We start from the raw sequence: 13,209 nt of genomic DNA, 5'->3' as shown, positions 1-13,209 counted from the left end.
ACCGGCCAGGCCAGCGAGAACACGCGCGTCCAGACCGCCCGCAGGCTCCCAGTCGACACGACGCTCGCTTCGGACCGAGGGGTTTCAGGGTTGCCGTTTTTGACGACCGGTCCCGTGGACCACCCATGAACGTCTTCGTCTACGGCACGCTCACCGACCCGGAGAATGTCTCGGACGTCCTCGACTCGTTCACGTTCGGCCCCGACGCGACGCTGGCTGGCTGTCACCCCGTCGAGGGTGCCTACCCGACGCTCGCGCCCGGCGGCGAGACTGTAGGGCGCATCCTTCGGACGCCGAACGTCCGGACGCTCGACGCCTACGAGGGGGTCGACCGGGACCTCTATGTCCGGGCGTCGGTGCCCGGTCCGAACGGCCAGTGTGCGGTGTACGTCGGCGACCCGGACCGACTGGAGGCCGACGCGACGTGGCCGGGAGAGGGGTCGTTCGCGGACCGCGTCACGCGGTACCTCCGCGAGCAGGACGTGCGGGTCCACGCCGAGGAGGAGTGAGGGACGTCGGTCAGCGTGGTGTGACGCCGACCGACCGGGAGGTGCACGCGACCGTTGGAGTGTGAAGCACCCGTCGGATTTCGAGAACGAAGCCGCCGAGTGGTGCGATTTCACTTTCACTGCACATGGCTGGCCTTTATGCCCTCGTCAGTCGTTGCGAAGACTGTCACACGCTCCGGTTCCCTTCCGGAGCGTTTCCCCCACCCGCCGAGCGACGGCCGTTGCAAAAGGCATAGGGGCTCCCCCGGAAACGTTCGCTCATGCTCTCGCTCTCGGACGTGCGGGCGGCGCGCGAGCGGATCGGCGACGCCGCGACGCACACCCCCATCCAGTACTCGAACACGTTCTCGCGGTACATCGACGCCGACGTCTACCTCAAGTGCGAGCAGTTCCAGCGCACCGGCGCGTTCAAGATCCGCGGGGCGACCAACCGCATCGCGACGCTCTCCGACGACCGCCGCGAAGCGGGCGTCGTCACCGCCAGTGCAGGTAACCACGCGCAGGGCGTCGCCCTCGCCGCGACGCGGGCCGGCGTGGACGCGAAAATCGTGATGCCCGAGAACGCGCCCATCTCGAAGGTGAAGGCGACGGAGGGCTACGGCGCGTCCATCGTCCTCCACGGGAAGGACTACGACGAGGCCCAGGAGCGCGCCCACGAACTCGAACGCGAGGAGGGGCGGTTCTACCTCCACGCGTTCGACGACGAGGACGTGATGGCCGGGCAGGGCACCATCGGCCTCGAAATCGTCGAGGACCTCCCCGACGTGGACACCGTCGTCGTCCCCATCGGCGGCGGGGGCCTCATCTCCGGCATCGCGACGGCCGTGAAAGGGCTCGACCCGGACATCCGCGTCGTCGGCGTCCAGGCCGAGGGGGCCTCGACGGTCGCGGACGCCCTGAACAAGGGGCACCCGGTCGAGGTCGACAGCGTCGACACCATCGCCGACGGTATCGCGGTGCGCGAGGTCGGCGAGCGCACGTTCGAGGTCATCCGCGAACGGGTCGACGAGGTGGTCACCGTCTCCGACCGCGAGATAGCCATGGCCATCACGAACCTGCTGGAACGCTCGAAACTGCTCGCGGAGGGCGCAGGCGCGGCCGGTCTCGCCGCGACGCTCGAAGGCAAGTTCGCGACGACCGAGGGGGAGGTCGTCGTCCCGCTCATCTGTGGCGGCAACATCGACCCGAACGTCCTGACGACGGTGCTGATGAGCGGCCTCATCGAGAGCGGGCGCTACCTCCGCATCCGGACCGTCCTGAAGGACCAGCCGGGGACCCTGACCGAGCTGTCGCGGGTCATCGCCGACCAGCGCGCGAACATCTACGGCATCCAGCACGACCGGACCGCCCGCGACATCGGGATGGGGAGCGCCGAGGTCGAGATCGACCTCGAGACGCGCGGGCACGACCACGTCGACCGACTCGTCGACGCTCTCGAAGAGCACGGCTACCCGGTCGAGATTCTGGTCTGAGCGGCGTCGAACCGTGGTACTGGCGGTGACTATGGCTCGGCGTCGAGGTCCTCGTGCCCGTCGAGGAACTCGCTCGCGCGTCTCTCGCCCAGGTCGAGCAACTGTCGGACGAACCGCGGCGAGCGGTCGAGCTTCGAACTGAGGCCGAACGACCGTCCGAGACCGATACGGTGTATCTCCGTGTGCGCGAACCGGTCCTCCGGGAGGTAGCCCGCCTCCAGCCACCGGTTGACCTGCTCGACGAACCGGAGCTCCTGGTTGAGCGAGAGGTTCCCCGACAGTTCGTTGCGCCGGTCGGCGATGTCGGTCATCGAGGTGGGGACCTCCTCGCGTTGCTGGGGGTTGATCTGGAGCACCCAGAGTTCGTCCGGCTTGCGGGCGGGTGGGACCGTCATCAACTCGTGGATGGGCGGGTTTTGCGAGAACAGGCCGTCCCAGTGGGCGTGGCCGTTCATCCGGACGGCGTGGAACAGTTCGGGGACCGCCATGGAGGCGAGCATCACGTCGGGCGTCACCGCGTCTGCCTGGAACGTCTCGAACTCGCCGCCGTTGACGTCGACCGTCCCGACGAACAGTTCGGGGACGCCGTCGTCCTCGGCGAGCGCCGCGAGTTCGTCGAACGAGACGAGTTCGTCGAGCACCTCGCGGATGCGCCGCTGGCCCCACAGCGCCACTGGCGTGTAGTACGGGCTGACCTCGGGAACCGCCGCGCCGCCGTTGGCCAGCCGAGCGCTGGCCACGGTCACCTCGTTGGCCCACCAGTCGACCGCCGAGTCCGCGCTGAGGTCCAGCCACGCCTGCCGGAGGAGGTCGCCGGCGTGGTCTGGTCCCTCGCGCTGGAGGCCGTACCACGCCGCGAGCGCCGAGAGCGCACCGCCCGACGTGCCCGAGAGGCCGACGAGTCGGTGGTCGTCGCTGGCGTGGAGCGGCGGGAGCAGTTCGCGTAACGCCCCGGCGGTGAAGGCGGTGTGACTGCCGCCGCCCTGACAGGCGACGGCGACGTTCGTGACCATACGCGCACCTCCGGCCGCGTCGGTGTAACCGTTCGCCTCTTCGGACGGTCCGGGGCGAGGTGACCGTCAGCATCCCCGACTCGCTCGCGCCGCCGTTCCCCCGTGACCCGCCGGGTTTTATGCTCGCGCCCGTGGCACCCCCGTCCGATGAAGGACATCGTCAGTACCGACGAGGCACCGGCGGCGGTGGGCGCGTACAGCCAGGCGACGACGAACGGGTCGGTCGTGTTCACCGCGGGGCAGATTCCGTTCACGCCCGAGGGCGAGTCGAAGGCGGACGCCTCCATCGCCGAGCAGACCGAACTCGCGCTCGACAACGTCGAGGCGGTGCTCGCGGAGGCGGGTGCCGAGCTGTCGGACGTGCTCAAGACGACGGTGTTCCTCGCGGACATCGACGACTTCGACGAGATGAACGAGACGTACGCGACGTACTTCGAGGACGAACCGCCGGCCCGGAGCGCCGTGCAGGCGGGCGCGCTCCCGAAGGGCGTCGGCGTCGAGGTAGAGGCCATCGCCACGCTGGAGTGAGTCGCGTGCCCGACGAGCACCGGGAGTCGAACGGCCGGGACGGCGCAGGCAGACAGGAGCGACCGCCCCGGGCCGACGACACGGACGACCGGACGGACCCGACAGCCCCGACTGAACCGGGCGACTCGACCGAATCGGCAGCCGCGACCGACCCGACCGAACCGCGAGCGCCCGGCGAGGCGAGCGACGCGGGCGACCCAACGGCGTCGCCCGGCCGCACGGCGGCCAAGGCGGCGCTCCTGTGGGGCGTCATCGCCGCCCTCGCGTTTCTCGTCCTCGCGCAGGGCTACCAGTTGCTGGAGTTCGGCACGCTCCCGCTGACAGTCGTCGTCGTCGGCACCGTCGCCGTGTTCGCGGTGACGACGCTGCTGACGTACGTCGCGGGACCGTAGGAGGAACGCGCCGACTCAGAGCGAGTCGCGCAGTCGGACCTCGCGGTCGGTCACGGTCTGGACGGCCTCGTGGGGCACCTCGATGTCGTCGCTGTCGCGGTCGGTACGGCCGAACGCGGCCAGCAGCCCTTCGACGAACCCCGGTTCGGGGTCGACCAGCGCCACGTCGTCGGTGACTGCGGTGACGATGCCGATGTCGTCGCCGTTCGCGTCGACCAGAATCTTGCCCTCGTCGCCGTCTGTCAGTGTCGCCATACCCGCGGTTCTCGCGCGGGTGGGATAATCCCTCGGCCGGGGGCGGAAAGAAGGACTTATCCGTCCCATTCCGGTAACTCCATCTGAGCCGGGATGGCCGAGTGGTAAGGCGCACGCCTGGAAAGCGTGTTCCCTCTGGGATCCAGGGTTCAAATCCCTGTCCCGGCGTATTTTGACGACATCGTCGGAACGCTGAGCGTTCCGACTGTCAGCCGAATCGCAGCACGATTCGGCGAGAACGGACGTGAGGAGTCGAATCTCTACAACAGGGGTTTGAATCAGGGAGCGGGAGGTGAGAGAAGCGAGGTCGCTCGCGACCTCGAATGCGAACGGCGGAGCCGTGAGCACAGCGAGCGAACGGGAGCGACTGTGGTTCAAATCCCTGTCCCAGCGTTTCTCACTGCGAGCAACTCGCGAGCAGCGGAAACGCAACGAAGGATTTGAGGTAGACCGGACCGCGCAGCGAAGCGAGCAGTCCGGGCGTGGTCCAAATCCCTGTCCCGGCGTTCTGCAGAACGCAGTGATGCAGAGCAGGGAGCAGCTCGCTGCGACCGCGCTTCTGCCGAACTCACGTCCCCAGCGAGCAGTCGGAACTCGTCATCCGTCCATTCTTTGTGACTGGCCCGAAACGACGTGGTATGAGCGAACGCTACCGGAGCAACTACGCCCTCGTGGAGTTCGGCGAACTCCTCGCCGACCACGAGAGCGCCCTCGACGTCCCCTGGGCGGAGTTCGTCGGCGACGAGTCGACCGAACACACCTTCGAGGTGCCCGTCGACGGGGCCGTCGACGGGTACGTTACCGTGCAGGCACTCGACGTCGACTCCTACGGACACGAAGTTCTCATCAACGGGGAGGAGCTGTCGGGGTTCGACATCCCGCCCTCGTCGGGGTGGCAGTGCTGGATGGACGTGCTGAACGGCGCGACGCTGCTGGAGGGCGAGAACACCATCAAGATCTGCCGCGACACCGACTCCCGCGACGGGTTCGCCGTCGGGACGGTCCGGGTGACGTGGCGCGAACCCGTCGAGTGAGAGTGGACTGGGCCGCGGGCGTCCGGCGGTGGTTCGGCCGAACAGTATAAAGGATAGTCCGATTCGCGCCGCCGACCGGCCGTCGGTCGTGTCGGCTCGCTCGATATACACTCGCCGAGTCCGGTGTTTTCGGCCGATATCGTGTGTGGTTCGTGATAGCTGTTCACAACGCTAATCTGGAACCTTTATATAGAACCGCCAGCAACGTTCGAAGCGAACATGAGCCAGCGACAGCGCATGGGGCAGCCCATGATCATCCTCGGTGAGGACAGTCAGCGCGTGCAGGACAAGGACGCGCAGTCGTACAACATCCAGGCGGCCCGCGCGGTATCGGAGGCCGTGCGCTCGACGCTCGGCCCGAAAGGGATGGACAAGATGCTCGTCTCCTCGATGGGCGACGTCACCGTCACGAACGACGGCGTCACCATCCTCGAGGAGATGGACATCGACAACCCGACGGCGGAGATGATCGTCGAGGTCGCCGAGACACAGGAGGACGAGGCCGGCGACGGGACGACGACCGCCGTCGCCATCGCGGGCGAACTCCTGAAGAACGCCGAGAACCTGCTCGAACAGGACATCCACCCGACGGCCATCATCAAGGGCTTCCACATGGCCTCGGAACAGGCTCGTGAGGAGGTCGACGACATCGCCTCGAACGTCGACACCGACGACGAGGAGCTGCTCCGGAAGGTCGCCGAGACCTCCATGACCGGCAAGGGCGCGGAGCTCAACAAGGAGGTGCTCGGCCGGCTCATCGTCGACGCCGTGCGCGCGGTCACCGTCGAAGGCCCAGAGGGCGAGAACGTCGTCGACCTCGACTTCGTCAACATCGAGACCCAGACCGGCCGCTCGGCCGGCGAGTCCGAACTGCTCGAAGGTGCGGTCATCGACAAGGACCCGACGCACCCCGACATGCCCTCCTCGGTGGAGGACGCGAAGGCGCTGCTCGTCAACGAGCCGATCGAGATCGAGGAGACCGACGCCGACGCCTCCCTCAGCCTCGACAGCCCGGACCAGCTCCAGTCGTTCCTCGACCAGGAGGAGGAGCAGCTCAAGGAGAAGGTCCAGCAGATCGTCGACACGGGCGCGAACGTCGTCTTCTGTCAGAAGGGCATCGACGACCTCGCCCAGCACTACCTCGCGAAGGAGGGTATCCTCGCCGTCCGTCGCGTGAAGAAGTCCGACATCAAGTTCCTGAAGGAGGTGCTCGGCGCGCGCATCGTCTCCGACCTCGACAGCGCGACCGAGGCAGACCTCGGTCAGGGGTCGGTCACGCGTGACGACGCCGACGAACTGTTCTACGTCGAGGGCTCCGACGACGAGGCCCACGGCGTCACGCTGCTCCTGCGCGGCTCGACCGACCACGTGGTCGACGAACTCGAACGCGGCATCACCGACGCGCTCGACGTCGTCGCCCAGACGGTCTCGGACGGCCGCGTCCTCGCCGGTGGCGGTGCCATCGAGGTCGAACTGGCGCGTCGCCTGCGCGACTACGCCGACTCCGTCGAGGGGCGCGAACAGCTCGCCATCGAGGCGTTCGCCGACTCGCTGGAGCTCATCCCCCGCATCCTCGCCGAGAACGCGGGCCTCGACTCCATCGACACGCTCGTCGACCTCCGCGCCGCCCACGAGGACGGCCGGGTCACCGCGGGCCTGAACGTCTTCAGCGGCGACGTCGAGGACACGTTCGAGGCCGGCGTCGTCGAGCCGGCCCACGCCAAGGAGCAGGCACTCTCCAGTGCCACCGAGGCCGCGAACCTCGTCCTCAAAATCGACGACATCATCGCCGCTGGCGACCTGTCGACCGAGGGCGACGGCGACGAAGGCGGTGCCCCCGGCGGCATGGGCGGCATGGGCGGTATGGGCGGCATGGGTGGCATGGGCGGAGCGATGTAGATTCGGCTCAGGCATCCACTCACCTCCCCGACCGCTGCACCGCTCGCCGACTACTCGACGACCGATTCTCCGTTTTTCTCCCGACGAGTGACGACGCTGGCGACCCCACGACCGCGGTCTCGACTACTCGACGACGGTCGTCGTGTGCTCTGTCTCCAGGTCGTCGCCGTCGGTCTCTCGCGTCTCGTTCACCGCCGTCGGGAGCCAGTCGGGTCGGTCGACGCTGGTCTCACCGAGGTCGGAGTAGCGCGACTCGTCGACGGTCGTCGTGGTCGTCCCGTCGCTGTACTCGACGGTGTACCGTTGCGTGTACCGGGAGACGAACCCTCGCTCGTCGAAGACGACGACGAGCGACCGGTCTCGAACCGTCCCGTCGACGTCGCCGTACCGCACGGTGGCTCCGTAGTCCTCGACGACGAGTCGGTACCGTCCGTCGTCGAGTCGCGTGATATCGGTCTGACGCAGTTCGAGCGACCCCGACAGTCTGGGCGTCGGGACGGACCGGGGGGCCGCCCCCTCGCTGGCCAGTCCGTTCTCGAACCACTGGTAGTCCGTTCGGTTCCCGTCGACGTGTCGGACGTAGGTGCCCGTGGCGTTCATCCAGCGCGCCTCGCGGTACGTCTCGCCGTTCCGCACCGACCGCTCGCGCTCGTAGTACCGGGGCGGGTCCGGCGACCGCCGAACCGTCTGCGCCTCGACCGTCTGGACCGTCCCGTCGCCGGCCACCTCCCGTCGCTCCGAGACGTACGTCACCGACGCGTTCGCGGTGACGTTGCGGTGGGCGTTCCGGAGCGTGCGGGCGCTGGTGACTCCCTCGGCGGTCACGCCGGGAGCGATGTACTCGCGGTTCGCGATGGCCTCGCGGGCGTCGGCGACCCAGTCGGCCGGGTCGAGCGACTCGTTCGAGACGCGGTAGCGCGTCCTCGTCTCGATGGTCGCGTTGCGGTACGTCCGGCCCTCGTGGCTCAGCGAGGCGGTAAAGGTCTCCTGCACCCGGTGGACGAACCCGGTTTCGTCGACGACGTAGCTCCTCGGCGGCTCCGACTGGGGGGTCTCCAGCGTCACCAGGTAGCGCTCGGTCCCGGCCGTCTCACCGAGGAAGCGAGTCTCGACGGGCCGGCTCGCGTCGTCCCCCGCGGTCCCGAGGTCGTAGCGCAGGCGCTCTGACGGCGTCGCACTCATCCCCCGGTCGCGGGTCCGGTACCGCGGCTCGTCCTCGCCACCGTAGCGGTAGAGCGTAGTCGTCTCGTTGGCCCAGATGTCGACCGAGTCGTAGCCGGTCTGGAGGCCCCCTGCGAACCCGTTCGCGAACGAGCGGTCCGCTGGGTACTGGTACTCGATACGCTGTTCGTACAGCCGTGTGCCGTTGGCCGCCGTCGCTCGGGTGCGCCGTTCGACGACGACGGACTCGTCGGCGAGCAGCGAGCGATGTGCCGCGAGCAGCGCAGAGGCGTTCGTCAGGCGGTCCTGGGTGAGTCCCGGCGCTAGCTCGCCGGAGGCGGTGTCTGGCACGTCCGCGGGCGTCACGGTCGGGGGGTCGGCGGGACCGTTCGTTCCCGGTGCGAACGCGTTACAGCCCGCGAGGACGCAACACAGCGCCAGGAGGACGGCGGGGAGGGCGGGACGCATAGCTCCCTCTCGTTCGAGTGTCGTGAAATGTCTTCCCGTCGGGGAGTTCGCCCTGCCGACCCTCAGGACGTCGCGTTCCGGGCGGCGTCGAGCCAGTCGGGGCGTTCGACGGTCGTCTCCCCGAGGTCGGTGTAACGTGTCGTCCGCGTGACGTGGCGCTCCTCGCCCGCCTCACTCTGGACGTACGTCTGCGTGACGCGAGAGACGAAGCCGCGTTCGTCGAACACGACGACGACTCGGGGGTCCTGGACGCCGCCGCTCGGCATCTCCGCCGCCGCGGCGATTCCCTCGGCGACCAGTCGGTACCGGCCGTCGCCGAGTTCGGTCAGCGTCGTCTCGTCTCCCGCGAGTCGACCGTTCAGCTGCGGCCGCTCGACGCGATACTCGTCTCCGCCGTACGCCCGGTCGTAGTTCGTCCGGTTACCGACCGTCTCCCGCCAGTAGCCGACGGAGGCGTTCACCCACCGTTCGGTCCGTCTCGGCGGGCGGTCGCCGCGCCGGACCTCGGCGACGTGGTAGTTCGAGTGGTCGGCCGACACCTCGGCGACCGTCCGGTCGAGTTCGAGGACGCTCCCGTTCGAGCTGTTCGTCCACCGTTCGGAGACGTAGGTGACGGAACTGTTCCTCGTGATGCGCTGGTGAGCGCCGACCAGTTCGTAGACGTCGAGGACGCGGTCGGTCGTCACGCCGGGGGCGACGTACTCGCGGTCGGCGATGGCCTCGCGGGCGTCGGCGACCCAGCCGGGCCGGTCGACGCTCCCGACGTCGGCCTCGACTGTCGTCACCGTCGTCGACGTCACCCCCTCGCGACCGCTGCCGACGCCCGTGCGAGCGTCCTCCTGGACCACGCGGCGTATCAGCCCCCGCTCGTCGACGACGAAACTGAGCGGCCGTTGTAGCTGTTCGAAGGTGACTCGATACACCTCGACCCCGTCGTCCATCCCGAGCAGTTCCGCGGCGACCGGCCAGGAGGGGGCGTCTCTCGTCGCGCTGAACGCCTGTCTGATGGGGGTGACTGGGGTGTAGCCACCGTAGCGGTCGCGCACCGTGTAGCGGACGTCCTCACCGACGCTATCGCGGCGGAGCGTCGCGCTCTCGTTGAACCACAGCGAGACGTTCCGCGTCGAACCCTGGAGTCCGGTCGCGTCGATGGCGACACGCGAGCGGTCGGCCCCGAAGCGGTACTCGACGACCTGTTCGTTCAGCACGCTGTCGTTGCTCGCGCGGGTCGTCGTCCGTAGTTCGACGCTGACCGACCGATTGGCGAGCGCCGCCTGGTGGGCCGCGAACAGCGCCGACGCGTTCGTCAACCGGTCGTCGTCGAGCCCCGGCGCGATCTCGTCGGGGCCCGTCTGCGGGACGTCCGCGGGCGTCACGCTCGGCATCGCTGGCTGGTCGCCGGTCGCCCCCGGCGCGAAGCTGTTGCATCCGGCGAGGACGCAACAGACGGCGAGGACGACGGCGGGGAGGGCGGGGCGCATACCCCACCTCACTCGGCGTGCGACAAGTGTCTTCCCGTGGACCTGTCTGTCACGTCGTCGCGTTCTTCGCGGCGTCGAGCCAGTCGGGCCGCTCGACGCTCGTCGGTCCCGTCGTCACGGTGACCGACGTCGTCTGCCGGCGTTCGTGACCCGCGCCGACGAGCGTCGCGTCGTACGCCGAGACGAACCCCCGGTCGTCCACGACGAAACTGACGCGGTCGTGGTACAGCGTGTCGTCGTCGGCGACGGGAATCTCGGTGACGGTGAGTCGGTAGCGGCCGTCGTCGAGCGCCTCGACGTCCGTCTCGCCGAAGCGGGCGTTCGAGGGCAGCCGCACGGAGAGGAACCCGCCGACTCGAACCTCGGTCAGTTCGTCGTAGCTGGTCCCGGAGCCGTCGACCACGCGCCGGTAGCCGCCGGAGTCGTTCGCCCACGAGGTGGTGGTGAGGTTCCGCTGTCCGTAGCGCTCGGCCACGTACCGCTCGCCGGTCGTCCGGTTCGCCGCGGCGGTGACCCGCCGCTCGGAGACGACGGTGCCGCCCTCGCGCTCGACGTACCTGCGCTCGATGCGGACCGACTCGTTGGCGACGACCCGTTCGTGTGCTCGTGCGAGGCGGTCCGTGTCGACGAGCCCGTCGGCCGTCACGCCGGGGACGACGTACTCGCGGCCGGCGATTCGCTCGAACCCCTCCTCGACCCAGTCGGGGACCGTGAATGAGCCGCCGCCGCTCGCGAACGTCGTCCGCTCGGCGACGGTCACCGTCACGCTCGCGCCCGTCTCCTCCTCGCTCGTGTTCACCAGCCGGGCCGGCCGTCGGACCTCCTCGACGGTCCGCGTCGAGTGGACGAAGCCACGCTCGTCGACGAGGAGCGTCACCTCGGGGCGAACGCCCGCGTCACCGCTGCCGTCGGGGTACTCACGTGCCTGGGGGTCGCTGCCCGTGACGCGGTACAGCGCTCGCCCCTCACGGGCACCGACGTGCTCGACCCCCGTGAACTCGACACGGTACAGCAGGTCCCGGAGGTCCTCCAGCCGACTCTGGAGGCGGGGGCCGGCCGACATGGTCCCGCCGCTGTCGGAGTACCGGACGACGTCGCCGACGACCCGCCGGTCGAGCGTCGCGCTCCCGTTCGAGAACTGCCCGTAGGCCGTGAGCGCCGACGCCGGACTCCGGTCGTTGTCCGCCTCGACGATCAGTCGCTCTCGGTCCGCACCGATGCGGGTCTCCTCGGAGACGTTCGAGACCACGCGGCCCCGGTACGTCTGAACGGACTGCCGTCCGACGCGCACCGTCCGGTTCTCGAGGAGCGCGCGATGGGCGCGGTAGAGGTCGCTCCGGACGCCGAACCCGGTCGTCGTGAGGCCCGGTGCGAGCCTGTCGCCGCCGCGGCGAGGAGGCGCGTCGGTCGTGTCACCCGGCACCTCGGCGGGCGTGACGCTCGGCACGGGCTGCTGTGGGTCGGCACCGGGGGCGAACGTGTTGCACCCGGCGAGGACGCAGCAGAGCGCGAGGACGATGGCGAGCGCCGGGGTGCGCATCGTCTCCTACTGCACTGTGGGCTGACAAGTATCTTCCGTGGACGCCGACGACGCCCGCCGACTGCTTCGGATGGAATAAGTACCGGTGGGCAAGAACTGCCACCATGCAAACGCTGCTCCTGAACCGCGCGGACGTCGTCGAGAACGCGCGGATGGCCGACGTCATCCGCGCCGTCGAGGACGCCTTCGCCGCCTACGAACGCGGGAACGCCCAGATGCCCGCGAAGTCCTACATCGACCTCCCCGAGTACAACGGCGACTTCCGCTCGATGCCCGCCTACCTGAACGCGGGCGACTGGGACGCCGCGGGCGTGAAGTGGGTCAACGTTCACACCGACAACGTCGAGAAACACGACCTCCCGACCGTCATGGGGACCATCATCTACTCGGACCCCGAGACGGCGTTCCCGCTCGCGGTGATGGACGGCACCACCGTCACCCGCCTCCGGACCGGCGCGGCCGCCGCCGTCGCCACCGACCACCTCGCCGTCGAGGACGCCACCTCGCTGGGCATCGTCGGCGCGGGCGTGCAGTCGTACTCGCAACTCGAAGCCATCGCCTCCATCCGGCCCATCGAGACGGTCGTCGTCTCGGACCTCGACGACGAGCGCGTGCAGGCGTTCGTCGACCGCTTCGGCGACGCCTTCGACGTGCGCTCGGGGTCCATCGAGGAAGCAGCGGCCTGCGACGTCCTCTCGACGGTGACGCCCGTCGAGTCGCCCATCGTGAGACGGGAGTGGCTGGGCGACCACACGCACGTCAACGCGATGGGCGCGGACGCGGAGGGGAAACACGAACACGACGACCGGACGCTCCTCGACGCGACGCTCGTCATCGACGACTACGCCCAGACGACCCACTCCGGCGAGATAAACGTCCCGTGGAGCGAGGGCACGCTCACCGACGAGGACATCCACGGCTCCATCGGCGAGATAGTGGTCGGCGACCGAGAGGGGCGCACCGCGGAGACGGGCATCTCGCTGTTCGACTCGACCGGCCTCGCCATCCAGGACATCGCCACCGCGCACGTCGTCTACGCCCACGCGAACGACAACGACAACGGCGACCCGTTCGACCTCATCGACACGCGGGTCAGGTAACGACGCGTTCGCTGGCGGTCCCGGCTCTCTCCCTCGTTCGGTCTCCTCTCCTACCTGTTCTGTGCGCGCCGGTGGCCCCGCTCGGCCAGTTTCGAGATGAGCCAGACGATGACGATGAACGGGAGCAGCGGGACGAGCAGGATGACGAGGCCGAGGAACATCGACCAGCCGAAGACGTCCATCTCGGCGTCGGGGCGGCCGAAGTACTCCGGCGTGACGGTTCGTAGCGTGCCAGTCAGACCGCTCGGGTCGTCCGATTCGCTCATACTGGACCTGACGACTCGGGAGGATAAATCGGTGACCCTCTCGCCGTCGCCGAGTCCGGGGGCGACCGCCTCACCTCCGCGCTCGTACCTG

Annotated in this window: 13 protein-coding genes and 1 tRNA gene; 8 read left to right on the top strand and 6 right to left on the bottom strand. The window is 68.9% G+C overall.

From position 1 onward, the window contains the following. Positions 1-125: 125 nt before the first annotated feature. Together MX571_RS03470 and ilvA are read left to right on the top strand one after the other, a co-directional pair. Complete coding sequence (locus tag MX571_RS03470; RefSeq protein ID WP_247414196.1) at positions 126-509, top strand: gamma-glutamylcyclotransferase family protein; 384 nt, start codon at positions 126-128, stop codon at positions 507-509. 260 nt (positions 510-769) lie between these two features. Beyond that, on the top strand, positions 770-1,981 hold the full coding sequence (gene ilvA, locus MX571_RS03465) for a threonine ammonia-lyase (protein ID WP_247414195.1): 1,212 nt from the start codon (positions 770-772) through the stop codon (positions 1,979-1,981). A 29-nt stretch (positions 1,982-2,010) separates the two neighbouring features. Here the strand turns inward: ilvA and MX571_RS03460 are convergent, their stop codons facing one another. Continuing rightward, complete coding sequence (locus MX571_RS03460; RefSeq protein WP_247414194.1) at positions 2,011-2,994, bottom strand: patatin-like phospholipase family protein; 984 nt, start codon at positions 2,992-2,994, stop codon at positions 2,011-2,013. Between the two features lie 147 nt (positions 2,995-3,141). Between MX571_RS03460 and MX571_RS03455 the strand changes: the two genes are divergently transcribed. Beyond that, positions 3,142-3,522, top strand: coding sequence for a Rid family detoxifying hydrolase (locus tag MX571_RS03455; RefSeq protein WP_247414193.1), 381 nt, complete (start codon positions 3,142-3,144; stop codon positions 3,520-3,522). 5 nt (positions 3,523-3,527) lie between these two features. Then, positions 3,528-3,914 carry a DUF7981 family protein gene (locus MX571_RS03450; RefSeq protein ID WP_247414192.1) on the top strand — a complete coding sequence of 129 codons (387 nt, stop codon included), beginning with the start codon at positions 3,528-3,530 and terminating at the stop codon, positions 3,912-3,914. 15 nt (positions 3,915-3,929) lie between these two features. On the opposite strand, the gene MX571_RS03445 is transcribed toward MX571_RS03450, so the two are convergent. After that, on the bottom strand, positions 3,930-4,169 hold the full coding sequence (locus MX571_RS03445; protein WP_247414191.1) for a DUF8593 domain-containing protein: 240 nt from the start codon (positions 4,167-4,169) through the stop codon (positions 3,930-3,932). An 87-nt stretch (positions 4,170-4,256) separates the two neighbouring features. Here MX571_RS03445 and MX571_RS03440 point away from each other — a divergent pair. The 3 genes from MX571_RS03440 to thsB all read left to right on the top strand — a co-directional run bounded on the left by MX571_RS03440 (position 4,257) and on the right by thsB (position 7,102). Then, a tRNA-Ser gene (locus MX571_RS03440) sits at positions 4,257-4,337 on the top strand. A 470-nt stretch (positions 4,338-4,807) separates the two neighbouring features. After that, positions 4,808-5,203, top strand: a complete 396-nt coding sequence (locus MX571_RS03435; protein WP_247414190.1) for a DUF7383 domain-containing protein — start codon at positions 4,808-4,810, stop codon at positions 5,201-5,203. A gap of 219 nt (positions 5,204-5,422) precedes the next feature. After that, positions 5,423-7,102 carry a thermosome subunit beta gene (gene thsB, locus MX571_RS03430; RefSeq protein WP_247414189.1) on the top strand — a complete coding sequence of 560 codons (1,680 nt, stop codon included), beginning with the start codon at positions 5,423-5,425 and terminating at the stop codon, positions 7,100-7,102. 123 nt (positions 7,103-7,225) lie between these two features. Here the strand turns inward: thsB and MX571_RS03425 are convergent, their stop codons facing one another. The 3 genes from MX571_RS03425 to MX571_RS03415 all read right to left on the bottom strand — a co-directional run bounded on the left by MX571_RS03425 (position 7,226) and on the right by MX571_RS03415 (position 11,752). Continuing rightward, entirely contained in the window at positions 7,226-8,731 is a 1,506-nt protein-coding gene (locus tag MX571_RS03425; RefSeq protein WP_247414188.1) for a hypothetical protein, read from the bottom strand. A gap of 62 nt (positions 8,732-8,793) precedes the next feature. After that, positions 8,794-10,212: a hypothetical protein gene (locus MX571_RS03420; RefSeq protein WP_247414187.1), complete on the bottom strand. Its 1,419-nt coding sequence runs from the start codon at positions 10,210-10,212 to the stop codon at positions 8,794-8,796. Between the two features lie 49 nt (positions 10,213-10,261). After that, positions 10,262-11,752 (bottom strand): hypothetical protein, encoded by a 1,491-nt coding sequence (locus MX571_RS03415; RefSeq protein WP_247414186.1) that lies wholly within the window; start codon positions 11,750-11,752, stop codon positions 10,262-10,264. Between the two features lie 104 nt (positions 11,753-11,856). Here MX571_RS03415 and MX571_RS03410 point away from each other — a divergent pair, with 104 nt between their 5' ends. Further along, the gene (locus tag MX571_RS03410) at positions 11,857-12,852 is read left to right on the top strand and encodes an ornithine cyclodeaminase family protein (protein WP_247414185.1); all 996 of its coding nucleotides are present in this window, start codon (positions 11,857-11,859) and stop codon (positions 12,850-12,852) included. 50 nt (positions 12,853-12,902) lie between these two features. Here the strand turns inward: MX571_RS03410 and MX571_RS03405 are convergent, their stop codons facing one another. Further along, entirely contained in the window at positions 12,903-13,118 is a 216-nt protein-coding gene (locus MX571_RS03405) for a DUF7535 family protein (protein WP_247414184.1), read from the bottom strand. Positions 13,119-13,209 lie beyond the last annotated feature (91 nt).

The organism is Halomarina salina, assembly GCF_023074835.1.
GTDB lineage: Archaea > Halobacteriota > Halobacteria > Halobacteriales > Haloarculaceae > Halomarina > Halomarina salina.
Note: the sequence above shows the minus strand (reverse complement) of the source record. Positions and strands in the feature narration are given on the sequence as shown.